We start from the raw sequence: 22,153 nt of genomic DNA, 5'->3' as shown, positions 1-22,153 counted from the left end.
CCGACGAACCCCGCGACCGGGGGAGTGGACGGATCCGGCTCGGTACGTTCTGCGCAGCCGGTAGGGTAATCGGAATCAACTTCCATAGTCGCAGGAGTCATCAAGCGTGAACGTCGATCCCAAAGTCCAGGCCTCGCTACTCGAATTGGCCGGTGTGGATACCGAACTCTCGCAGATCGCCCATCGCCGAAAGACCCTCCCCGAGCAGCAGGAGGTCGACAAACTCGAGGCCGAGCGCATCACCCGCAAGGATGCTGCCGTCACGGTGCAGATCTCGATGGACGACCTCGATCGCGACATCCGCAAGCTCGAGGGCGAAGTCGATGCCGTTCGCCAGCGCGAGGCGCGCGACAAGAAGATGCTCGAGAGCGGCACGGTTGCGCCCAAGCAGATGACCGAGCTGCAGCACGAGCTCGGCAGTCTCGAACGGCGGCAGAGCATCCTCGAGGAAGAACTGCTCGAAGTCATGGAACAGCGCGAGGCCAGCGAGCGCGACTACGAACACGCCGGGGCGCAGCTGACGCAGATCGAGGACGAAATGGTCGACGCCGGTCGTCGCCGCGACGACGCTGTCGCAGACCTGGACGTCGCCGAGAAGCGGAGCGCCGAGCGTCGCGAGGCATTGATCTCGGGTATGCCGGCCGATCTGCTGGCTCTGTACGAGAAGCAGCGCGCACTGACCGGTCGAGGCGCAGCGTTGCTGCAGGCCCGCCGATGCGGCGCATGCCGAATCGAGCTCGATCGCAACGAAATTGCGAGCATTGCCAACAAGCCTGCCGATGCTCTGGTTCGTTGCTCGGAATGCAACGCAATCCTGGTGCGCACCAAGGAGTCCGGAATTTGAGTGCCGCGCAACGGGTCGTCGTCGAAGCCGACGGCGGCTCCCGCGGCAACCCGGGTCCCGCCGGATACGGAGCCGTGGTGTTCTCGGCAGATCGCAGCGAGGTGTTGGCCGAACGCCGGGAGGCGCTGGGAATCGCAACGAACAACGTGGCCGAGTACAGGGGCCTCATCGCTGCGTTGACGGCGGCCGCGGACGTGGGTGCCCGTGAGGTCGACGTTCGGATGGACTCCAAACTCGTCGTCGAACAGATGTCGGGACGCTGGAAGGTCAAGCATCCCGACATGATTCCGCTCAATCGCCGAGCGGCAGAGCTTGTTCGGACGTTCGATCACGTCACCTTCCAATGGATTCCGCGGGAGCAGAACTCACACGCCGACGGTCTGGCGAACGAGGCGATGGACGCCGCAGCCAAGGGGATCGACCTCCCTGATCTGCCCGATTCCGAACCGGCCGCGAAGCAGCCCGCGGCGGCCCCCGGGTGGACCGGTGCAGTGGGCGACCCCACCCGAATGTTGTTGTTGCGCCACGGCCAGACCGCGCTGTCGGTCGACCGGCGATATTCCGGCCGCGGAAATCCGGAACTGACCGAGCTGGGGGTTCGACAGGCCACCGCTGCAGCGGCACGGCTCGGCGGACACGACGACATCGCAGCGATCGTCTCGTCCCCCCTCGGCCGCGCCCGACAGACCGCCGACGCCGCGGCAGGTGCACTCGGACTCGACGTGACCACCGTCGACGATCTGACCGAAACGGACTTCGGCGACTGGGAAGGTCTGACCTTCGCGGAGGCGAAAGACCGCTATCCCGAACAACATCGGGCCTGGCTGGGTGACACCTCGGTGGCCCCGCCCAACGGTGAGAGTTTCGACGCAGTGCGCATTCGAATCGAAGCGGCACGCGATCGATTGATCGGAGAGTACGCGGGCAAGACGATCGTAGTCGTGACACACGTGACGCCGATCAAAACACTGCTGCAACTGGCACTGGACGTCGGACCGTCACTGCTCTACCGAATGCACCTGGACCTCGCGTCGCTGAGCATCGCCGAGTTCTACCCCGACGGCGGGGCATCGGTGAAATTGGTCAACGACACGTCTCACCTGACCTGATCCTGCGGAGGTGCGGGTCTCAGATCTGCAGCGCAAGCCACAAGCCTGCCACTGCACCGACGATGGTCAGGGGAGTCGTGATGACGCCGAGAATGGTGAACGTTCTCAGATCCGCCGGCTCGTCGTTGGCCGATGCGACGCGTCGCCACAACATGATCGCCAGTGAACCGACGTAGGTGAGGTTGGGGCCGAGATTGACCCCGATCACCATGGCCAGCAACAACGCCGGGGGAGCGTCCGCGCCGAAGGCCGCCAGGAGCAGCAACGTTGCGGGCAGGTTGTTGACGATGTTCGACGCCACCGCCGCGATGGCTGCGGCTGCCAACAGGGACGCGAAGGTGGTGTCCGACGGCAGAATTCGCGCCAGCCAGTCGCCGATGGGTCCCGTCGTCACGCCGAGCACGACGATGCCGAGAAGGAAGACGAAGCCACAGAACGGCAGATCGGCACCGCGCAGAATCGCGCGAGGTGTGGTGTGGCGAGCTCGAAGTGCTGGGATCGCCATGGCCACGGAGCCCACGGCAGCCACCCAGAACGGTTCGATATCGAACAGTCCTGCCACGGCGAAGCCGATCAATGTCGCGCCGAGGATGACGAGTGTGCTTCGCGGTGCTGGGACGTCGTCAGTGCTGTGTTTGGTCGCGGAGTCCGTCGGTGCCGCAGTGCGGGTCAGATCCTTGCGGAAGAAGATCAGGAACACCGCCAGTTCGATGGCGACCGCGAAAATCCACGGCAGCGCCATCAGTGCGGTGAAGTGCAGGAAGGTCAGGCCCGTCGCAGCGAAGGCCAGCAGGTTGGTCAGATTCGACACCGGCAGCAAGGTCGACGCCGAATTGGACAGGTGCGCAGTGGCGTAACTGTGTGGACGCGGCGACATCCCCAGGATCCGAGCGGCACCGATGATGGCCGGTGTCAGCAGAACAACGGTGGCGTCGAGGCTCAGTACGGCTGTGGTGGCAGCGGCAGCGGCGAACACGAGGGTCAGCAGTCTGCGGGGGCTGCCCTTGGATCCGCGGCGTAGCTTCGCAGCGATCCAGGTGAACACACCGAGGGCATCCGACAGATGCGCCAGGATCAGGATGAACGCCAGAAAGACGACGGTGGGTGCGAGTTCGAGTACCTGCTCACGGGCCGCGTCGAGGCTGACGAGGCCGACGAGAAGAACAACTGCGGCCGCTGGAAGTGCAGCAACGATCTCGGGAAGACCGCGCGGGCGAACGATGGCGAATACGAGAACGGCGGCGACCAATGCCGCAGCGAGAACGGTCACGCGAGAATCTTCACGAGAGTGCGGACGTTCCGCGTGGTGGTCGTGGCCTTGTACTTCGCCTTCGCCGTGGCTTTTCCGAACGTACTGTCGGTGGTGTTGCCCTTGCGCACCTCCCAGTAGAGCACGCTGTTCCCCTCGGCAATCCTCTCGAGATCGGGGTCGAGTTCCACTGCAAGAGCGGACAATTCGGTCAAATGGCTATCGTCGTTACCGAACACTACATAAGGATGCCAGCCCTCCCGTTCGGCGTCGAACGGGTAGGACTCCACTATCGCCCTCAGTGTCGGGACGTCGAGTACGACAACCCAGGCTCGGTAGCCGAACGCCTCGGCGAGCGTTCTCTCCACCTGTGCTTTGAGGGCGGCGGCCGCCAGCGGCGACTGCAGCAGTACGTTGCCGGTCGCCAGAATCGTGCGGACATTCGTGAAGCCGGCCGAGGCCAGAGCTGCGCGGAGGTCGACCATCTTGATGTTGATGCCGCCGACGTTGATGCCGCGCAGCAGCACAACCCATTCACTCATGGAAAGAACTGTAGTGAAGCGCACGAGAACAACCATTGAAGTCAGTAGTTAGTAACCAGTAACTTGGCGGCATGGCGCAGAGAGGACGGATGACAGGCACGGAACGACGGCAGCAAATACTGCGGATAGCGGCAGCCGAATTCGCATCGTCCGGACTGCACGGCGGTTCGACCGACAGGATCGCCCGCGAAGCAGGGATCACCCAGGCCTACATCTTTCGAATATTCGGAACCAAGAAGGCACTCTTCTCCGAGCTGGTGGTCGCGTCGTTCGACCGTGTGGCGGATGGGATGCGCGCGGCCGCAGGTACTGCCACCGGTCAGCAAGCCTTGGCCTCGATGGGGGAGTGCTATTACGCCATGCTCGAGGATCGAACCTCACTCCTGCTGCAGCTGCAGGGGATCGCCGCGTGTGGCGACGAAGAGGTGCGCGACGCTGTTCGAGAGGCGTTCGGCCGGATGTGGAACACCGTCGTAGAGGTCACCGGTCTCGATGCGGTGACCGTCAAAGCGTTTCTGGCGTTCGGCATGCTGCTCAACAGTGGCGCGGCCCTGCAGATTCATGACGTCGACCAACCCTGGGCGAACGGAGTGGGCACTCGTATCCACGCCGGATTGTTCGACCACATCACGAGCGAGACGAACCGTTGATCTCCGGCTCCGAGCACGACGAATCACGAATGCTCGTGCCTTCTCTGTTGTTCGTCGGAGTCGTCGTCGCCGCTGTCGGTAGCCTCGGTGCCCCGTTGATCACCAGCGTCGCAACCACTTTCGACGTCTCCCTCTCCAGTGCACAGTGGACGTTGACGCTGGCTTTGTTGACCGGTGCCGTCACGACACCGGTTCTGGGCCGCCTCGGATCGGGTCCGCATCGACGGGCAGCAATCCTCGGGACACTGGGCGTCGTCTCGGCCGGAGGCATTCTGACCGCACTGCCGCTGTCCTTCTCCTGGCTGCTCCTCGGCCGCGCAGCCCAGGGAGTGGGACTGGCCCTGACTTCGATGCTGATGGGTGTGGTGCGAGATCATCTGTCCGACAAGCGGTCCGGATCGACCATTTCTTTGTTGTCGGTCGCGTCTACTGCGGGTGTCGGTGTGGGCTATCCCTTGTCGGGGTTTCTGGCGGAGCACGGCGGTCTCCGGCTCGCATACGGATTCGGTGCTGCGATGACGGTCATGGCGTTTGCCGTTGCTCTGCGAGTTGTTCCTGCCTCGACGCGCAAGCGCGCGACCCGCATCGACGTTCCGGGTGCGGTGCTGCTGGCGCTCCCTCTCACGCTGGTGCTCGTTCTCATCAGTGAGACCGCGCTGTGGACGAGCCGCCCCTGGACGGCGGGGGTGCTGGCTGCCGTCTCGGTCATCGCTGCGGGCATGTGGGTGCGCGTCGAACTGAGAAGCTCGGCACCGCTCGTCGATCTTCGGTTGTTTCGTCACAGGGCCGTGATCGGAGCGAACGGCGCGATGTTTCTCGGCGGCATCGGAATGTATCTGCTACTGACCCTCGCTACGCGCTACGCGCAGACGCCTTCCGGTGCCGGATACGGATTCGGCCTCGACGTGTTCGCGGCGGGCCTCGTCCTGGTTCCGTTCTCGGTGTTCGGATTTCTCGCGGGCAAGCTGGTACCCAGAGCGCTGCGTCGGGTGGGGGCAGGCAGCGCGCTGACGGTCAGCGCACTGATCGTTCTGGTGGCTCTCGCCTTGTTCGCCGGTACCCGCGCCGGCGTCGTTGAACTCTGTGCGGTGATGGCGGTTCTGGGTTTCGGAGTCGGAAGCTTTTCGGCCGCGCTGCCGGCCGTCGTGCTGCCGGTGGTGCCCTCCGCGGAGACCTCGAGCGTTATGAGTATCAACCAGGTGGTGCGCAGTGTCGGATTCTCTTTCGGAAGCGCGGTCGGTGGTCTGGTACTCGCCGCCGGAACGAGTCCGGGCTCCACCTTCCCCGGAGAGGATGCTTACACGTCCGCCGCCTGGGTGGGGGTGGTCGTCACCGCTGCCGCGGCCATCGTGAGTGCCTCTGTTCTTCATGGCCGGGCAATCGCCGGGCATCCGACGTGAGGCGGGTAGAGTACGCAATCGCGAACGAGTTGGCTGGACGGCTGCGGCTCGAAGTACCGACGGACAGGTTCCGTTCCGCTTCGGGCCGAGGAAAGTCCGGACTCCACAGAGCAGGGCGGTTGTTAACGGCAACCCGAGGTGACTCGCGGGACAGTGCCACAGAAAACAGACCGCCTGCGGTTCGGTTCTTCGGAATCGAAACGCAGGTCAGGGTGAAACGGTGCGGTAAGAGCGCACCAGCATCCCAGGTGACTGGGGTGGCTAGGTAAACCCCGCCCGGAGCAAGGTCGAAGGCTGCACCGCGCAAGGGGTGCAGCTGCGCAGGTGCTCGAGGGCTGCTCGCCCGAGCCTGCGGGTGGACTGCTCGAGGTACCCGGCAACGGTGTGCCCAGATGGATGGTCGTCTATTCGATCTCGCGAGAGCGGGTCGATGCACAGGATCCGGCTTACAGGCCGACTCGTTCGCACTCCAATTTCTCGCGCGGTACACCTGCGGCGTGGCTGTATGGGGCACACTGGAAGTCATGACCGACGACGACAGCTCCTGGTACTACGACATCAGCACCAAGCAGGTTGTGCAGGGCAAGGAGACCAATGCCCTCGACCGCATGGGTCCGTATCCGGACAAGGCCACCGCAGAGCAGGCGCTGAAGATCGCAGCCGCCCGCAACAAGGCCGCCGACTCCGACGACGACTGGAACAACTGACGGTGCTGCTCACCCGGCTGAGGGCTCCGAACTTCGATTTCGAGTCCATCAGATCCGAGTTCGGTCTGTCCGATGTCTTCGACGCAGACGTGATGCGCGACGCGATCGAAGCCCGAGACCTGCACGCCGACAGCAGAATCGACCGCACCGACATTCCTTTCGTCACAATCGACCCACCCGGCTCGAAGGACCTCGATCAAGCCGTACACATCGAGAAGACGGCCAACGGCTTGGTGGTGCACTACGCGATCGCCGACGTGGGTGCGCTGGTGATGCCGGGGGGAGCGCTCGACGTGGAAACCCGCCGACGCGGCCAGACGTACTATCTCCCCGACGGATCTGTTCCCTTGCACCCGCGTGAGTTGTCGGAGGGCTCGGGAAGCCTGTTGGAGGGCCAGACTCGCTGCGCTGCGCTGTGGACCATCGAACTCGACGACGTCGGTGAAGCCGCGGCGTGGACCGTCACCCGGGCGCTCGTGCGTTCGACCGCGCGTCTCGATTACGCGGGAGTGCAAGCCGACTTCGACGCCGGCACACCGCACCCGTCGATCGCTGCCCTTGCCGAGTTCGGACACCTACGGGCGGAGGCAGCGAGGCGTCGAGGAGCCATCGACATCACGCTCCCCGAGCAGGAAGTGGTTCCGGACGGGCACGGTTGGCGAATCGTTCTGCAACCGCGAACAGCAGTGGACGGCTGGAACGCCGAGGTGTCCTTGCTGACGGGCATGTGCGCAGCCAGAATCATGCTCGACGCCGGAATCGGCATCGTACGCACGCTTCCGCCCGCACCGCCCGAGGCCGTCGAGACCCTGAAGAAGACCGCGAACGCACTCGGAATCGAGTGGCCCGTCGGCGCGTCCGCCGGCGCGGTACTCGCCGGCCTGCCCACCGACGAACCGTCGACTCTGGCGATGATGACTCAGGCCACGGGATTGCTTCGGGGAGCCGACTATTCGGCGTTCGACAGTCGAACTCCGAACTCGACCATCGATGCACCCGGCACCGACGATTCCGTCGAACACTCGGGTATCGGAGCGCCGTACGCCCATGTGACGGCCCCGTTGCGACGGCTGTCGGATCGGTTCGCCACCGAGGTGTGTCTGGCCGTGGTTGCCGGTGTGTCCGTCCCCGAGTGGGCGGCGCAGGCGCTGCCGGAGCTACCGGCGATCATGCGTGGATCGGATTCTGCAGCGTCGAAAGTGGACCGAGCCTGCATCGATCTGACCGAAGCGCACGTGCTCGAAGATCGCGTAGGTCAGACGTTCGACGCAGTGGTGCTGCGAGGTGCCGAGGGCAAGCGTGACGCCGAGGTGCTCGTGTCCGAACCGATCGTCATGGGCAAGTGCGACGGCGAGCCGCCTGCGGGGGAGTCGGTGAAGGTCCGATTGACTCGGGCCGACACCGACTCGCGCACAGTCCGATTCGACTATCCGTCTGTCACGGCCTGAATCGGTCGGTCGCCTCGACCAGGTGGTGGACGATGCCCGGCTCGGCCGCAGAATGGCCGGCATCGTCGACGATTACTAGATCTGCACTCGGCCAGGCCTTGTGCAGTGCCCACGCGCTCGTGGCCGGGCACACCACGTCGTAGCGGCCCTGCACGATCACGCCAGGAATACCGTCGAGCAGGTGCGCGTCGCGTAACAACTGGTTCTCTTCGAGGAAGCACCCGTTGCGGAAGTAGTGGTTCTCGATTCCGGCGAAGGCGCGAGCGAAACGCGCATCCGAATTATGCTGTACAGCATCGGGTTTCGGGAGCAGGTAACTCGTCGCTGCCTCCCACGACGACCACGCCACCGCGGCCCGGGTCGCGGCAGCGTCGTCCTCGGACATCAACTGTCGGTGATATGCCTCGACAAGATCCCCGTCTCGTTCGCCTTCCGGAATGGGAGCGAGAAACTCCTCCCACAGGTCCGGGAAGATGTGTCCGGCACCGCCGCGGTAGTACCAGTCGATCTCCGACGGCCGGACGAGGAAGATTCCTCGGAGCACGAGTCCTCGCACCCTCTCGCGATGCGTCTGTGCGTAGGCCAGCGACAACGTGGAGCCCCAGGATCCGCCGAACACCAACCAGGTGTCGATGTTCAGGTGCTCGCGGAGTTTCTCCATGTCGGAGATCAAGCGATCGGTGGTGTTGACCGACAGATCTGCCCCGTCGGCAATATGAGGGGTCGACAGCCCGCAGCCTCGCTGATCGAACAACACGATGCGGTAGACCTGCGGATCGAAGTAGCGACGCTGCAGCGGATTGGTGGCACCGCCGGGACCGCCGTGCACGAACACCACCGGTTCGCCGTCGGGGTTGCCGGAGATCTCCCAGTAGATCCGCTGCCCTTCGCCGACGTCGAGGTGACCGGTCTGCACGGGCTCGATCTCCGGGTACAAGGTGCGCATCCTAGAAACCGACCAGACCGGAGGCCAGATCCGGGATGTCGAGGGAGCGGATGGCCTCGTCCCGCACGTCCGAGCACGTTTCCTTCGTGATGTCGTCGACGAGCGCGCGATTCTGCACCACCTGGAGATTGATGACGCCGCTCTGCGCAGCCCAGGTCTGCACCAGAATGTTCAGACCGCCGCGACCGAGAGTGGGGCCCTGCACGCGCCAATTGGACAGCTGCGCCTCGAGATCGGTGCACAGCTGCTGCTTCTGGGCATCGGTGACAGCCGCTCCCACAGGAGTCGTCGTCGCCACCGTCGTGCTCGGAGCGGTCGTCGTGGTCGACGACGAACCGGTGTTGGTCGTGTCGGTGCTGCATGCCCCCACTACGGCGAGAAGCGCAGCCGCACCGACCAGTGCGACTGCGCTTCTTCCTGCAATGGACGTCGTACCCCGTCTGATTGTCATGGCCCGAGTGTGCCATCCGAACCGGGATCAGACGACGACGGTCAGTAGCTGTGTTCGGGTCCGGGGAAGACTCCCGAGCGCACCTCGGACATGTACGTGGTGGCTGCGGTGCGCAGCGAATCGCCCACGTCGGCGAACTTCTTGACGAACTTGGCGGTCTTGCCGTTGGTGTATCCGGCCATGTCCTGCCACACGAGAACCTGAGCGTCGCATTCGTTGCCCGCTCCGATGCCGACCGTCGGGATCGTGAGCTTGCGGGTGACCTGGCCGGCGATGTCGGCGGGGACCATCTCCATGACGACGGCGAAGGCACCTGCCTCCTGTACGGCGATGGCGTCGGCGACGAGTTGTTCGGACGCGTCACCGCGACCCTGAACGCGGAATCCGCCGAGGGTGTTGACGCTCTGCGGGGTGAATCCCACATGGGCCATGACGGGGATGCCGGCAGCGGTGATGGCGGCGATCTGCGGTGCGACCCGCTCGCCGCCCTCGAGCTTCACCGCGCCCGCGAGGCCTTCCTTCATGAAACGAACAGCGGTTTCGAGGGCCTGCTGCGGTGAGGCTTCGTAGGTACCGAAGGGCAGATCTGCGACGACGAGCGCGTGCGGTGCGCCGCGTACCACTCCACGTACGAGAGGAAGCAATTCGTCCACGGTGATCGGCACGGTGGTGTCGTAGCCGTACACGACGTTGGCCGCGGAGTCGCCGACGAGAAGCACAGGCACGCCGGCTTCCTCGAAGATGCGGGCGCTGGAGTAGTCGTACGCCGTCAGCATTCCCCAGCGCTCACCCTCTGCCTTCATCTGCAGCAGATGGTGGGTACGGGTCTTGCGGGTCAGCGCGGTCGCCGGAGATTCGGTTGAGGAACCGCCGTACACAGCATTTTCGGACATCTTTGTCCCTTTCTGGTCCTCGAGGCCCGCGCGGCGGGTCCCCGGGATGGGGTGTGATGACGTGACCAGTCTGCCACCGCCCTTCCGTCGCAGGAATGCTGGTAGGGAGTGCAATTTGTCACAGTCGAAGCAACAGCCGATCGTCACTTCGGGGGCTCGGACGCGCCCCTCCCGACCGTGATCGGCATCCGGCGATCGCGTCCGAACGCCCGCGAGGTGACCTTGGTGCCGATCGGATACTGCCGCCGCTTGTATTCCGCCGTGTCCACCTTGCGCACGACGTCCGCCACGACGGACGCGTCGAAACCCGCCGCGACGATGTCTGCGACGCCCTGATCGTGGTCGACGTACCGAAACAGGATGGCGTCGAGGGTGTCGTAGTCGGGCAGTGAATCGGTGTCGAGCTGACCCGGCCGAAGCTCGGCCGAGGGCGGCTTGTCGATGCTCGATTCGGGGATCGGCGGGACGTCTCCGCGGTCGATCGCGGACTCGTTGCGCCAGCGCGCCAATCCCCAGACCAGCGTCTTGGGCACGTCCTTGATCGGTGCGAAGCCGCCGACCGCGTCGCCGTAGATCGTCGAATAACCCACCGCCAGTTCGGACTTGTTCCCGGTGGCAAGGACCAGATGACCGAAGGTGTTGGACAGCGCCATCAACACGATTCCCCGGCATCTCGCCTGGACGTTCTCCTCGGCCACGCCGGTCAAGTGCAGCTGGTCGACGAAGCCGGCGACCATCTGGGAAATCGGTTCGGTTCGAAAGTGAATGCCGGTGCGCGCGGCGAGATCCTCGGCATCGATGCGCGAATGCTCCGAGGAGAACTCCGAGGGCATCGACACTGCGTACACCGCGTCAGCGCCGAGGGCATCGACGGCGATGGCGGCGACGACCGCCGAATCGATTCCACCGGACAGACCGAGGGTGACCGCACGAAAGCCGTTCTTGTGCACGTAATCTCGTAGCCCGGTCACCAACGCGCCCCACACCTGTTCCTCGGTGCCGAGGGGCTGAGCCAGGGACGGCTCGGTACGCTGCCAGCCGCTGATCGCGACGTCGGGCAGAGCGACGCGATCGATCGTCCAGCCCGCCACCGCGGGGGAGTCCGCGACCGGATCCGCGGGGGCATCCACGTCGACGATCAGCAAGTGCTCGACGAATTGCGGAGCCCGGCCCCACGTCGAGCCGTCGGGACCGAGCACGAGACTTCCCCCGTCGAACACCAGCTCGTCCTGACCGCCGACCGCGTTCACGTACGCGATGGGGGTCCCGATCTCGGTGGCTCGGCGCTGGACGACAGAGTGACGAATCGTGTCCTTCCCCTGCTCGAAGGGGCTCGCGTTGAGGCACAGCAGTAGATCGACTCCGGCCGAGGCGTAGGCGGCAACGGATCCACCGGGTTGCCAGATATCCTCGCACACAACGAGTCCGAGTCGCATGCCGTTGACCGTCACGATGCTCAAACGGGAGCCGGGCGCGAAATAACGTGCCTCGTCGAACACCCGGTAGGTGGGCAATGAATGCTTGTCGTACCGAGCTGCGACCCGGCCGTCGACGATCACCGCCGCGCTGTTTCTCGAGCCCTCGACATCGCGGTCGAGATACCCGACCACGACGATGCGATCGCCGCACCCCGCTCGGTCCAGGGACTCCGCCAGCCCCGTCAGTGCCCGCGCCGATGCCGCGGCGAACGACGGATTCAACGCCAGATCCTCGACCGGATACCCGGTCAGGGCCATCTCCGGAAACACGACCACGTTGGCACCGTCATGGGCGGCACGGACGGTCCATTCGACGATTGCCGCCGCATTCGCTTCGAGATCGCCGACGACGGGATTGATCTGGGCGAGGGCGAGTCTGAGGGCCTGCACCGTGTAGACGCTAGTGCTCGACGGCCGTCCCTGCCGGGCAGCGAGAATGGAGTGTGGCCGGAAAGACCTGGCACGATCGACTCATGAGAACGCGCACCACGACGTCGGTCGTGGCACTGTCCGCAGTCGCCCTCGTCCTCGCCGGCTGCTCCGCGCCCGGGCCCGGTGCCGACCCCGATCCGTCCACCGCGTCCGACTCCACGTTCTCGGCTCCGGCCGGTCCTGTTCCTGCCGGGCTCGAGGCGTTCTACACCCAGAATCTGCAGTGGGAATCGTGCGAGTCCTACAACACGGATGGGTCCGAACTCGGCGACGCAGTCCAGTGCGCCCGAGTGACCGTGCCACTCGACTACGCCGATCCGGGCGGCAAGACCATCGACATCGCGATCTCACGCACACAGGCGACGGGGGAGAAGATCGGGTCGATCCTGATGAACCCGGGCGGTCCGGGATCGTCGGGGCTCTACCTCGCCGAGCAAGCCGACGGCACCCCGATCGCCGACCGGTTCGACCGCATCGGATTCGATCCACGTGGAATCGGGGCCTCCGAACCCGAAGTGCGCTGCCTGACGTCCGAGGGAGTCGACGAAGAGCGTCGGGAACCGGACGTCGACGTCAGCCCGGAAGGGATCGCCGCCACCGAAGCCGATCATCGTGACTACGCGGCGCAATGTGTCGAACGCACCGGGGCCGACGTGCTCGAACACGTCGGCACCCGTGAAGTCGTCCGCGACATGGATGTCATCCGCGCAGTGCTCGGCGACGAGAAGCTCACGTACGTCGGGTACTCGTACGGGACACGCATCGGTACCGCCTACGCCGAGGCGTTCCCGTCGAACGTGCGGGCCATGGTGCTCGACGGAGCACTCGATCCCGACCAGTCGCCCGTCGACGAGGCCGTCGCCCAGGGTGCGGCGTTCCAGACCGCGTTCGACCAGTTCGCTGCGGACTGCACGCAGACGGATACCTGTCCGCTCGGCACGGATCCGTCCCAGGCCGTGGCGCAGTTCCGGACATTGGTCGACCCGCTGGTCGACACGCCCGCCGACACCACCGATCCGCGCGGACTGAGCTACGACGACGCGATCACCGGAGCGCAACAGGCGCTGTACTCACCGCAGCTCTGGCGCTTGCTGCGAGCCGGACTGAGCGAACTGCGAGAGGGAAGGGGAGACACACTGCTGCGCCTCGCCGACACCTACTCCGGACGGCTCGAGGACGGTAGCTACACCAACATCGACGACGCGTTCAACGCCGTCCGATGCGTCGACGGCCCGCCGACCACCGACCGGGGGGAGGCCGACGAGGCCGACGCCAGGTTCCGAGCGGCAGCGCCGTACCTCGACGACGGCCGCTCCACCGGGAACGCGCCGCTGGATCTGTGTGCGTTCTGGCCGGTGCCGAACACCAGCGAGCCCCACATCGTGGAGGCGGAGGGGCTGCCCACGCTGGTGGTGGTCTCGACGACGAACGATCCGGCGACGCCCTACCAAGCGGGCGTGGAACTGGCCGACCAGCTGCGCGGCGACTTGGTCACCTACAACGGCACGCAACACACGGTGGCGTTCTCGGGAGTGGAGTGCATCGACGATCCGCTGACGAACTACCTGGTGGACCTCGTCCCACCAGGCGAAGGGCTGGTCTGCTGACACCTACCTCACCGGGCGCGCGGTGAGCGGAGAGTTCCACGAAGTGAGACTGAATTCACGATGTAACACAGATTTAACTCCGTTTGCTTACTCTCGCGTTCATGGATCGTCAAAAGGAATTCGTGCTCCGGACTCTCGAAGAGCGCGACATTCGTTTCGTCCGCCTCTGGTTCACCGACGTCCTCGGGTACCTCAAATCGGTGGCCATCGCGCCCGCTGAACTCGAAGGTGCATTCGACGAGGGAATCGGCTTCGACGGCAGCGCCATCGAAGGATTCGCCCGCGTCTCCGAGGCCGACACCGTCGCCAAGCCGGATCCGTCGACGTTCCAGATCCTGCCGTGGTCGACCAGCAAGGGTCACCAGCACTCTGCCCGCATGTTCTGCGACATCGCCATGCCCGACGGCTCGCCGTCCTGGGCCGATTCGCGCCACGTGCTGCGTCGCCAGCTGAGCAAGGCTGCCGACCTCGGATTCAGCTGCTACGTGCACCCCGAGATCGAATTCTTCTTGCTCAAAGACGCTCCCCAGGACGGCTCACCGCCGACCCCGGCAGACAACGGCGGGTACTTCGACCAGGCCGTGCACGACTCGGCTCCGAACTTCCGCAGGCATGCCATCGACGCGCTCGAGTCGATGGGCATCTCGGTCGAGTTCAGCCACCACGAGGCAGCGCCGGGCCAGCAGGAGATCGATCTGCGGTACGCGGACGCACTGTCCATGGCCGACAACATCATGACCTTCCGCTACGTGGTCAAGGAAGTCGCCATCGAAGAGGGCGTGCGCGCGACGTTCATGCCCAAACCGTTCAGCGACCAGGCCGGCTCGGCGATGCACACGCACATGAGTTTGTTCGAGGGCGACGCCAACGCCTTCCACAACCCGGACGATCCGATGCAGCTGTCCGAAACCGGCAAGTCCTTCATCGCCGGCATCCTCGAGCACGCCAACGAGATCAGTGCCGTGACCAACCAGTGGGTCAACTCGTACAAGCGTCTCGTGCGTGGTGGCGAAGCCCCGACCGCTGCATCCTGGGGACCGGCCAACCGGTCGGCATTGATTCGTGTGCCCATGTACACGCCGAACAAGGCGTCGTCGCGACGCGTCGAGATCCGGAGCCCCGACTCGGCCTGCAACCCGTACCTGGCGTTCGCGGTGCTGCTCGCGGCCGGTCTGCGCGGAATCGAGAAGGGCTACACCCTGCCGCCCGAGGCCGAGGAAGACGTGTGGGCATTGACCTCTGCGGAGCGTCGCGCCATGGGCTACAAGGAACTGCCGGGCAACCTCGACCAAGCGCTCAACGCGATGGAGGGTTCCGAGCTGGTCGCAGAAGCACTGGGCGAGCACGTGTTCGACTTCTTCCTGCGCAACAAGCGTCGCGAGTGGGAGGAATACCGCAGCCACGTCACGCCGTACGAGCTGAGGGCGTACCTCGGTTTGTAGAGCAGCGGGGTCTGTAACAACCCAGCGCTGCCATGGGCTACGTTCTAGTCGATCCCGAATGTAGGTTCGATGCCGGCGTGGGCACCCTCGCGTCGCATTACTGACGACGAGGTATATCTGTGGCACCCCGAGGTGGATTCTGATGGTGCGTCCTCCCACTTCCAGGTCGGTCGTACCCGGACCTGGCCGCCTCGGTCTCGTCGAGGAGACTGCGCCGTCCGATCTGCGCACCCTGGGCTGGACGGGCGAAGAGAGTCTCGAGCTGCTGTGGTCGCTCTCGCGTGCCCCCAACGCCGATCTCGCACTGCGCACGCTGGTGCGCATGTACGAGATGCTCGGCAGTGGCTGGGCCGAATTCGACACCGCACTGCGTAACGACAAGGGATTCCGCGGCCGCCTCCTGGGACTCGTCGGCGCGTCCAGTGCACTCGCCGACCACCTCGTTGCCGACGACACCACCTGGCGGTTGTTACTGACCGCGGAAGGTCAGAGCAGCGGTGTGTCGGCGAAGATCCAGTTGCCCAGCAAGGCAACGCTGGTCGCGGAACTGCTCGAGGCCGTCGGGGCCGAGCCGGAGACCGGGCCCAATGCCGCACCCGATCTGTACCGCGCGTCCGTCACCGGCCCGCCCGCCGTGATCGCCCTGCGCAAGAAGTACCGCGACCAGATCATGGTGTTGGCCGCGTACGACCTCGCCGCGACCGTCGAGAACGAACCGGTCCTGCCGTACACGGTGGTGGGAGCCCAACTGTCCGACATGGCAGATGCGGCGCTCACTGCGGCTCTGTCGGTGGCGGTGGCGACCGTGTGTCCCGATGCCCCGTGTCCGACGCGGCTGGCCGTCATCGCCATGGGCAAATGCGGTGCGCGCGAACTCAATTACGTCTCGGACGTCGATGTCGTGTTCGTCGCCGAGCCGGCGGACTCACAGGCGAGTCGGATCGCCGGCGAGATGATGCGCATCGGGTCCTCGGCGTTCTTCGAGGTCGACGCTGCGCTGCGCCCCGAAGGTAAGCGCGGCGAGCTGGTTCGCACGCTCGACTCGCACGTGGCCTACTACAAGCGCTGGGCCAAGACGTGGGAGTTCCAGGCCCTGCTCAAGGCTCGGCCGATGACCGGCGATATCGCCCTCGGCAACGATTACGTCGATGCCGTCAACCCGATGGTGTGGCTGGCCAGTCAGCGTGAGGACTTCGTGCCCGAGGTCCGCGCGATGCGGCGACGGGTCGAGGAGATGGTGCCGACCGAGCTGCGCGAACGGGAGATCAAACTCGGACGCGGCAGTCTGCGCGACGTCGAATTTGCCGTCCAGCTCCTGCAATTGGTACACGGCAGAACAGACGAGTCGTTGCGCGTACTGGGCACGACCGATGCCCTGACGGCTCTGACCGAGGGCGGGTACGTCGGCCGTGACGACGCCGCGAATCTGACCGCGTCCTACGAATTCTTGCGATTGATCGAGCACCGACTGCAGTTGCAGCGGATGCGTCGCACACACACCCTGCCTCCACCGGACGACGAGGAAGGTCTGCGGTGGCTCGCGCGTTCCGCGCACATGCGCCCCGACGGTAATCGTGATGCGCTCGGTGTGCTGAACGCCGAGATCAAGCGCAACGCGCAGCGCATCCGTCGGCTGCACGCCAAGCTCTTCTACCGGCCGCTGCTCGACTCGGTGGTCAAGTTCGACTCGGAGACAGTGCGTTTGACCCCCGACGCGGCGACGCGTCAGCTTGCCGCGCTCGGGTACGCGACGCCGCAGAATGCGTTGGGCCACCTGCGAGCGCTGGTCGGTTCCGGTACCCGCCGCGGTCAGATTCAGGCCGTGCTGCTCCCCACGTTGCTCGAATGGCTCGCCGACACACCGGATCCCGACGCCGGACTGCTGAACTACCGACGGCTCTCGGAATCGGCCGGCGAGCAGACGTGGTTCCTGCGAGTGCTGCGCGACGAGGGTGCGGTGGCCCAGCGGCTGATGATCGTCCTCGGATCCTCGGCGTACGTGCCGGATCTGCTGATCAAGGCCCCCGAGGTCATCAGGTTGTTCGCCGACGGGCCGACCGGCCCGCGCCTGCTGGACGCCGAACCCGAAGAGACCTACCGCGCCATCCTGTCGTCCTCGGCTCGCTACGAGGACCCGGTTCGGGCGATCAATGCCGCCAGGGCGCTGCGCCGCCACGAACTGGCCCGGGTGGCGTCGGCAGACATCCTCGGCATGCTCGACGTCCCTCAGGTCTGCCGGGCGTTGTCCTCGGTGTGGGCCGCAGTGATCAACGCGGCATTGGCGGCCGCCGTGCGGGCGAGTGAGAAGGAGCGCGGCGAGCCGGCACCGGCGACCCTGGCCGTCATCGGTATGGGACGCCTCGGCGGCGGCGAACTCGGCTACGGAAGCGACGCCGACGTGCTGTTCGTCTGCGAACCGGTGGACGGCGTCGACGAGACCGTTGCGGTCAAGTGGGCCAACACCATTGCCGATCGCATCCGGAAACTGCTCGGAGCGCCGAGCACCGACCCGCCTCTCGAAGTCGACACCGGCCTCCGCCCGGAAGGTCGCAACGGCCCGGTGGTGCGCACGCTGTCGTCCTACGCCGCCTACTACGCCCAGTGGGCTCAGGCCTGGGAGGTGCAGGCTCTGCTGCGTGCGCATCAGGTGGCGGGAGATCAGGACCTGGGCATCCGCTTCCTGCTGATGGCCGACAAGGTTCGCTACCCCGAGGGGGGAGTGTCGGCCGACGCCGTTCGTGAGATTCGGCGTATCAAGGCGCGGATCGACTCCGAGCGTCTCCCCAAGGGAGCCGACCCGGCCACCCACACCAAGCTCGGACGCGGGGGACTGGCGGACATCGAGTGGACCGTACAGCTCATCCAGCTCCGCTACGCACACAAGGTCGAGTCACTGCACAACACCTCGACGCTGCAAACTCTCGACGCGATCGGCGCAGCCGAGCTGATGAGTGAGACCGACATCGAGCTGCTGCGCGAAGCGTGGATCCTGGCGACGAAAGCGCGCAATGCGCTCGTCCTGGTTCGCGGTAAGCCGACCGACCAACTGCCGAGACCGGGTGCCGTCCTGTCCGCCGTCGCACAGGTGGCGGGGTGGGAGAACGGCGACGCCGGGGCATTCCTCGACAACTATCTGCGCGTCACGCGTCGGGCCAAGGCAGTCGTGGAGAGGACGTTCGGCGGGCTCTAGTCGCTGCCCGCGGTGACGAAGCCCTGCTCGACCATCCAGTCACGTGCGACGTCCGCGGGTTCCCGGCCGTCGATGTCGACCTGCTTGTTCAACTCCGAGATCGCTTCGTTGGTGAGCGCAGCGGAGATGGGAGCGGTGACCTCGGCTATCTCCGGATAGCGATCGGCGATCTCCTGCCGCACGACTACAGTCGCGTTGTACCGCGGGAAGAACGCCTTGTCGTCTTCGACCACGGTCAGGTTCAAGCCCTTGATTCGACCGTCGGTGGTGAACACCTCACCGAAGCGGCACTGCGAACCGTCCGCAGTTGCCTGATAGATGACGCCGGTCTGCAGGATTTGCACCGAGATGGCGTTGGCGTCGAAACCGTACGTGGCGGCGAGACCGGGGAGCCCGTCCTGGCGACTGTTGAACTCGGTCTCGACGCACAGCGACGCGGCGGCGGGATCTCGGTTCACCAGAGCGGCGTAGTCCGACAGCGTGCGCACACCGGTTTCCTGTGCGACCTGCTGATTCATGGCCAGCGCATAGGTGTTGTCCATCGGCGCGGGATTGACCCAGTCGATGCCGTTGGCCTTGTCGGCGTCGCGCACTGCCTCGAACTGTTCCGTGGCATCGGGAATGGGCTTCTCGTTGCCCAGGTAGTTGATCCACCCGGTTCCGGTGTACTCGTAGGCGAGGTCCACCTGGCCGTTCTGCATCGCGAGTCGAACGCTCTGCGAGCCCACGATGTTGGTGAGGTCTCGAACGTCGGCACCGGCTGCGCTCAGCGCGAATTCGAGGATGTAGCCGAGGATGATCTGCTCGGTGAAGTCCTTCGATCCGACGGTGAACTCGGCACCTTCGAGCCCCTCGAGCGGAGTGATGCTGCCGGCCTCGACCGACAACGGCATCGCGCCGCCGGACTGCAATCCGCACCCCGTCAGCGCGAGAACGGTGGTGGCGCACAGCGCTGCGAGTCGTCGGGTGGTGCGCCGCATCAGCGGAGTCCTTTCGGTCCGAGGTAGGCCTCGGCGAGTGCGCCCAGCCAATCCACCAACAGCGCGAGTGCTACCGCGAGAACGGCACCCACGACGAGAATGAGTGGTTGGTTGAGCTTGTAGCCGGTGTCGATCAGAACGCCGAGCCCGCCTGCTCCGACGAGAAAGCTCAGAGTTGCGGTGCCGACGGCGAGCACGAGCGAGGTGCGCAGACCCGCCAGGATGAACGGCACCGCGAGCGGAAATTCGATGCGGCGCAGAATGCCCATGTTCGACATGCCCTGTCCGCGAGCGGCATCGATGTAGTTCGGCTCGACTGTCTGAAAGCCCAACATGGTGTTGCGCAGAACGGGGAGCAACGAATAGAACGCGATCGGGAGAACGCCGGTCCAGAAACCCGTTGCGCCCGTCCACAGGAACAACAACACCAGCAAGCCGACGGCCGGTGCGGCCTGCCCGATGTTCGCGATACCGATGAACAGTGGTGCAGCTTTGCGATACCCGTTGCGAGTCAACAGAATTCCCAGAGGCACGGCGATGACGAGCACCAACGCGGTGACGACGAAGGTGATCAGCACATGCTCGAGAACCCTGGTGGAGATCGTGCTGATGTTGATCGTCTCGGCCTGCGTCGCGGTGAGGTCTCTGGTCAACGCGTAGACCAACAGAATCGCCACGATCACCAGCACCAGGGCCGGCTGGATGAGAAGACGAATTCGCTCGGCGCGCTTGGCAGTACGCGCGGCGTCCTTGGTCTCGTCGCCGGTATCGGCGAGTGTCGTCACGACGGAGTCCCAGCAGCTTCGCGCGGCTCGTCGTGATCGTTCGCGTGTTGCGACCGCAACGACTTGATGGTGTCGATCAGCACGTCGATGGTCACGGTGCCGACGTACTCGCCGCGATTGCCGGTGACGGTCGCCGTCGCATTGCCCTCGGACAGTAGAGCTTCCAGCGCATCCTGCAGGGTGGACTGGGTCGAAACCAGTTCTCCCATCGGCACCCCGACGTCACGGAGGCTCCCCACACCCGCGAGGTGGCGTCGATCCGTCCACCGAATCGGGCGTCTACGGGAGTCGACGATGATTCCCCAGGCTTCGGGATCCGATCCCAGCGCGGTGTTCATCGATTCCACCGAGTCGTCCTCGCCGAACACTGGCACGTCGGACAGCTCGATGTCGCGTACTCGCATCAACGTCAGCTGCTTCAACGCGGCTCCGGCTCCGACGAACCCGGCCACGGTGTCGTCGGCCGGGTTGGCGAGCACCGCCTCGGGAGTGTCGTACTGGAGGATCGTGGACTGGTTACCGAGCACGGCGATGCGGTCACCGAGCTTGACCGCCTCGTCGAAATCGTGCGTGACGAAAACGATGGTCTTGCCCAATTCTGCTTGCAGACGCATCAATTCGTCCTGCAGCAACCCGCGGGTGATCGGGTCGACGGCACCGAACGGTTCGTCCATCAACAGCACCGGGGGATCGGCGGCGAGAGCGCGTGCGACTCCGACGCGTTGCTGCTGACCGCCGGAGAGCTGCCGCGGATAACGCTGGCGATAGACCGCCGGATCGAGGCCGACGAGGTCCAGCATCTCGTCCGTGCGGTCGTCGATTCGCTTCTTGTTCCACCCGATGAGACCCGGCACCATCCCGACGTTCTGCGCAATCGTCATGTGCGGGAACAGGCCTGCCTGCTGAATGGAATAGCCGATGGTCCGGCGCAATTCGTTCGGATCGATCGACAGTGCGTCCTTGCCACCGATCGTGATGCGGCCCGATGTCGGCTCGATCAGACGGTTGATCATGCGCATCGTCGTCGTCTTGCCGCAACCGGACGGCCCGACGAGTACGACGACCTCGCCCGCGGGGATGGTCATCGACACGTTGTCGACGGCAGCGAGCTTCTGCCCCGGGTAGCTCTTGGTCACGTTCTCGAGCACGATTTCCGCGCCGGAGACATTCGATGTACGGGTCGAGTCACTCACGGATACCCCTCGAGGTGGTCAGTTTGCCGATCAACACGTAGATCCCATCGAGGATCAACGCCAGCAGGACGATCAGGACAGTGCCGGTCAGAGCCTGCGGTAGAGCTGTGGGGCTACCCACGCGGGCGAGGCCCGAGAAGAGGAGGTTGCCGAGTCCGGGACCCTTGGCGTACGCGGCGATGGCGAGAATGCCCATGGCCATCTGCGTACTGACGCGCATGCCGGTGAGGATCGACGGCCACGCGAGTGGGATCTCGATGCGGCGCAACACCAGAGCGCGGCTCATTCCGATTCCGCGGGCCGCGTCGGCAACGGCCGGATCGACGGCTGCCAAGCCCACCACGGTGTTGCGGATGATGGGGAGAAGGGAGTACAGAACAAGTGCTGTCACAGTGGGTTTGACGCCCAGACCCAGCACCGGAATGAGAACTCCGAGCAGTGCGAACGACGGGATGGTGAGAACCGTACTCGCCAGGGCCGTCGCGACTGCGGAGCCCGCAGGGCTTCGGTACACGAGCACACCGATCGCCACCCCGATGACGGTTGCAATGACGACACATTGAATGACGGCCGACACGTGGAGATACGAATCGATCGCCAACTGCCTTCGCCGCCCGACAATGAAGTCCCACAGAGCGTCCATGCAGTTGTAGTCCTCTGTTCGGCTGAGCGCGGATGCTTTTCTGTACCCCGTCGTTACCCATTCAAACGTCAGGTGAACCCTTTTGCAGCGAAACGACGAAATGGCTTCGGCGACAAGCCCATTCGAACCGCGAACGCCCGACCGGGTCAGCCCGGTCGGGCGTT

At 65.1% G+C, this 22,153-nt stretch carries 19 protein-coding genes and 1 other RNA gene; 10 read left to right on the top strand and 10 right to left on the bottom strand.

The annotated features are described in order from the left end of the window. The first annotated feature begins 106 nt into the window (after positions 1-106). Both CH268_RS16035 and CH268_RS16030 read left to right on the top strand, forming a co-directional pair. Entirely contained in the window at positions 107-844 is a 738-nt protein-coding gene (locus CH268_RS16035; protein ID WP_032387854.1) for a zinc ribbon domain-containing protein, read from the top strand. Continuing rightward, positions 841-1,953, top strand: coding sequence for a bifunctional RNase H/acid phosphatase (locus tag CH268_RS16030; protein ID WP_255182410.1), 1,113 nt, complete (start codon positions 841-843; stop codon positions 1,951-1,953). The genes CH268_RS16035 and CH268_RS16030 overlap by 4 nt, the downstream gene beginning before the upstream one ends. A 19-nt stretch (positions 1,954-1,972) precedes the next feature. Here the strand turns inward: CH268_RS16030 and CH268_RS16025 are convergent, their stop codons facing one another. Both CH268_RS16025 and CH268_RS16020 read right to left on the bottom strand, forming a co-directional pair. Next, positions 1,973-3,223, bottom strand: a complete 1,251-nt coding sequence (locus tag CH268_RS16025; RefSeq protein WP_094665003.1) for an SLC13 family permease — start codon at positions 3,221-3,223, stop codon at positions 1,973-1,975. After that, entirely contained in the window at positions 3,220-3,744 is a 525-nt protein-coding gene (locus tag CH268_RS16020) for a DUF1697 domain-containing protein (RefSeq protein ID WP_027497422.1), read from the bottom strand. Before CH268_RS16020 ends, CH268_RS16025 begins: the two co-directional genes overlap by 4 nt. An 89-nt stretch (positions 3,745-3,833) precedes the next feature. Here CH268_RS16020 and CH268_RS16015 point away from each other — a divergent pair, with 89 nt between their 5' ends. The 5 genes from CH268_RS16015 (at position 3,834) to CH268_RS15995 (ending at position 7,949) form a co-directional block, all read left to right on the top strand. Then, the gene (locus CH268_RS16015; RefSeq protein WP_094665057.1) at positions 3,834-4,394 is read left to right on the top strand and encodes a TetR/AcrR family transcriptional regulator; all 561 of its coding nucleotides are present in this window, start codon (positions 3,834-3,836) and stop codon (positions 4,392-4,394) included. A gap of 29 nt (positions 4,395-4,423) precedes the next feature. Further along, entirely contained in the window at positions 4,424-5,794 is a 1,371-nt protein-coding gene (locus tag CH268_RS16010; protein ID WP_094665055.1) for an MFS transporter, read from the top strand. A 25-nt stretch (positions 5,795-5,819) separates the two neighbouring features. After that, an RNA gene (rnpB, locus tag CH268_RS16005) (RNase P RNA component class A) lies at positions 5,820-6,259 on the top strand. Positions 6,260-6,318: 59 nt separating this feature from the next. Next, the gene (locus CH268_RS16000; RefSeq protein WP_027497419.1) at positions 6,319-6,501 is read left to right on the top strand and encodes a hypothetical protein; all 183 of its coding nucleotides are present in this window, start codon (positions 6,319-6,321) and stop codon (positions 6,499-6,501) included. Positions 6,502-6,503: 2 nt separating this feature from the next. Further along, positions 6,504-7,949, top strand: a complete 1,446-nt coding sequence (locus CH268_RS15995; RefSeq protein WP_094665001.1) for an RNB domain-containing ribonuclease — start codon at positions 6,504-6,506, stop codon at positions 7,947-7,949. Here CH268_RS15995 and pip read toward each other — a convergent pair. The 4 genes from pip to CH268_RS15975 all read right to left on the bottom strand — a co-directional run bounded on the left by pip (position 7,939) and on the right by CH268_RS15975 (position 12,107). Continuing rightward, on the bottom strand, positions 7,939-8,895 hold the full coding sequence (gene pip, locus CH268_RS15990) for a prolyl aminopeptidase (protein WP_032374378.1): 957 nt from the start codon (positions 8,893-8,895) through the stop codon (positions 7,939-7,941). The genes CH268_RS15995 and pip overlap by 11 nt on opposite strands. Before the next feature lies 1 nt (position 8,896). After that, complete coding sequence (locus CH268_RS15985; protein ID WP_176457963.1) at positions 8,897-9,346, bottom strand: hypothetical protein; 450 nt, start codon at positions 9,344-9,346, stop codon at positions 8,897-8,899. 41 nt (positions 9,347-9,387) lie between these two features. After that, positions 9,388-10,239 (bottom strand): 3-methyl-2-oxobutanoate hydroxymethyltransferase, encoded by an 852-nt coding sequence (panB, locus tag CH268_RS15980; RefSeq protein ID WP_032368131.1) that lies wholly within the window; start codon positions 10,237-10,239, stop codon positions 9,388-9,390. Between the two features lie 143 nt (positions 10,240-10,382). Then, positions 10,383-12,107, bottom strand: a complete 1,725-nt coding sequence (locus tag CH268_RS15975) for an NAD+ synthase (RefSeq protein WP_094664999.1) — start codon at positions 12,105-12,107, stop codon at positions 10,383-10,385. Positions 12,108-12,190: 83 nt separating this feature from the next. Here CH268_RS15975 and CH268_RS15970 point away from each other — a divergent pair, with 83 nt between their 5' ends. The 3 genes from CH268_RS15970 (at position 12,191) to CH268_RS15960 (ending at position 18,388) form a co-directional block, all read left to right on the top strand. After that, positions 12,191-13,756, top strand: coding sequence for an alpha/beta hydrolase (locus CH268_RS15970; protein ID WP_094665051.1), 1,566 nt, complete (start codon positions 12,191-12,193; stop codon positions 13,754-13,756). Positions 13,757-13,857: 101 nt separating this feature from the next. Next, on the top strand, positions 13,858-15,198 hold the full coding sequence (glnA, locus tag CH268_RS15965; RefSeq protein ID WP_027497412.1) for a type I glutamate--ammonia ligase: 1,341 nt from the start codon (positions 13,858-13,860) through the stop codon (positions 15,196-15,198). 142 nt (positions 15,199-15,340) lie between these two features. Continuing rightward, entirely contained in the window at positions 15,341-18,388 is a 3,048-nt protein-coding gene (locus tag CH268_RS15960) for a bifunctional [glutamine synthetase] adenylyltransferase/[glutamine synthetase]-adenylyl-L-tyrosine phosphorylase (protein ID WP_032382797.1), read from the top strand. Here the strand turns inward: CH268_RS15960 and CH268_RS15955 are convergent. The 4 genes from CH268_RS15955 to CH268_RS15940 are packed head-to-tail and all read right to left on the bottom strand — an operon-like array spanning position 18,385 to position 21,989. Continuing rightward, positions 18,385-19,368: a glycine betaine ABC transporter substrate-binding protein gene (locus tag CH268_RS15955; protein WP_027497410.1), complete on the bottom strand. Its 984-nt coding sequence runs from the start codon at positions 19,366-19,368 to the stop codon at positions 18,385-18,387. The genes CH268_RS15960 and CH268_RS15955 overlap by 4 nt on opposite strands. Next, the gene (locus CH268_RS15950) at positions 19,368-20,153 is read right to left on the bottom strand and encodes an ABC transporter permease (RefSeq protein WP_027497409.1); all 786 of its coding nucleotides are present in this window, start codon (positions 20,151-20,153) and stop codon (positions 19,368-19,370) included. Before CH268_RS15950 ends, CH268_RS15955 begins: the two co-directional genes overlap by 1 nt. Next, the gene (locus CH268_RS15945) at positions 20,150-21,346 is read right to left on the bottom strand and encodes an ABC transporter ATP-binding protein (protein WP_094664997.1); all 1,197 of its coding nucleotides are present in this window, start codon (positions 21,344-21,346) and stop codon (positions 20,150-20,152) included. The genes CH268_RS15950 and CH268_RS15945 overlap by 4 nt, the downstream gene beginning before the upstream one ends. Beyond that, on the bottom strand, positions 21,339-21,989 hold the full coding sequence (locus CH268_RS15940; protein WP_027497407.1) for an ABC transporter permease: 651 nt from the start codon (positions 21,987-21,989) through the stop codon (positions 21,339-21,341). Before CH268_RS15940 ends, CH268_RS15945 begins: the two co-directional genes overlap by 8 nt. Positions 21,990-22,153: the final 164 nt, after the last annotated feature.

The sequence above is a fragment of the Rhodococcus sp. 06-1460-1B genome, assembly GCF_002258475.1.
GTDB classification, from domain to species: Bacteria; Actinomycetota; Actinomycetes; order Mycobacteriales; family Mycobacteriaceae; genus Rhodococcoides; species Rhodococcoides fascians.
This window is presented reverse-complemented; position numbering and strand designations above follow the sequence as displayed.

Excerpts from the sequence above, each read along its gene's own strand:
- CH268_RS16020 (WP_027497422.1), bottom strand. The coding sequence starts at position 3,744 with ATGAGTGAATGGGTTGTGCTGCTGCGCGGCATCAACGTCGGCGGCATC.
- CH268_RS16015 (WP_094665057.1), top strand. The coding sequence starts at position 3,834 with ATGACAGGCACGGAACGACGGCAGCAAATACTGCGGATAGCGGCAGCC.
- CH268_RS16010 (WP_094665055.1), top strand. The coding sequence starts at position 4,424 with ATGCTCGTGCCTTCTCTGTTGTTCGTCGGAGTCGTCGTCGCCGCTGTC.
- CH268_RS16000 (WP_027497419.1), top strand. The coding sequence starts at position 6,319 with ATGACCGACGACGACAGCTCCTGGTACTACGACATCAGCACCAAGCAG.
- pip (WP_032374378.1), bottom strand. The coding sequence starts at position 8,895 with ATGCGCACCTTGTACCCGGAGATCGAGCCCGTGCAGACCGGTCACCTC.
- CH268_RS15985 (WP_176457963.1), bottom strand. The coding sequence starts at position 9,346 with ATGACAATCAGACGGGGTACGACGTCCATTGCAGGAAGAAGCGCAGTC.
- panB (WP_032368131.1), bottom strand. The coding sequence starts at position 10,239 with ATGTCCGAAAATGCTGTGTACGGCGGTTCCTCAACCGAATCTCCGGCG.
- CH268_RS15970 (WP_094665051.1), top strand. The coding sequence starts at position 12,191 with ATGAGAACGCGCACCACGACGTCGGTCGTGGCACTGTCCGCAGTCGCC.
- glnA (WP_027497412.1), top strand. The coding sequence starts at position 13,858 with ATGGATCGTCAAAAGGAATTCGTGCTCCGGACTCTCGAAGAGCGCGAC.
- CH268_RS15960 (WP_032382797.1), top strand. The coding sequence starts at position 15,341 with ATGGTGCGTCCTCCCACTTCCAGGTCGGTCGTACCCGGACCTGGCCGC.
- CH268_RS15955 (WP_027497410.1), bottom strand. The coding sequence starts at position 19,368 with ATGCGGCGCACCACCCGACGACTCGCAGCGCTGTGCGCCACCACCGTT.
- CH268_RS15940 (WP_027497407.1), bottom strand. The coding sequence starts at position 21,989 with ATGGACGCTCTGTGGGACTTCATTGTCGGGCGGCGAAGGCAGTTGGCG.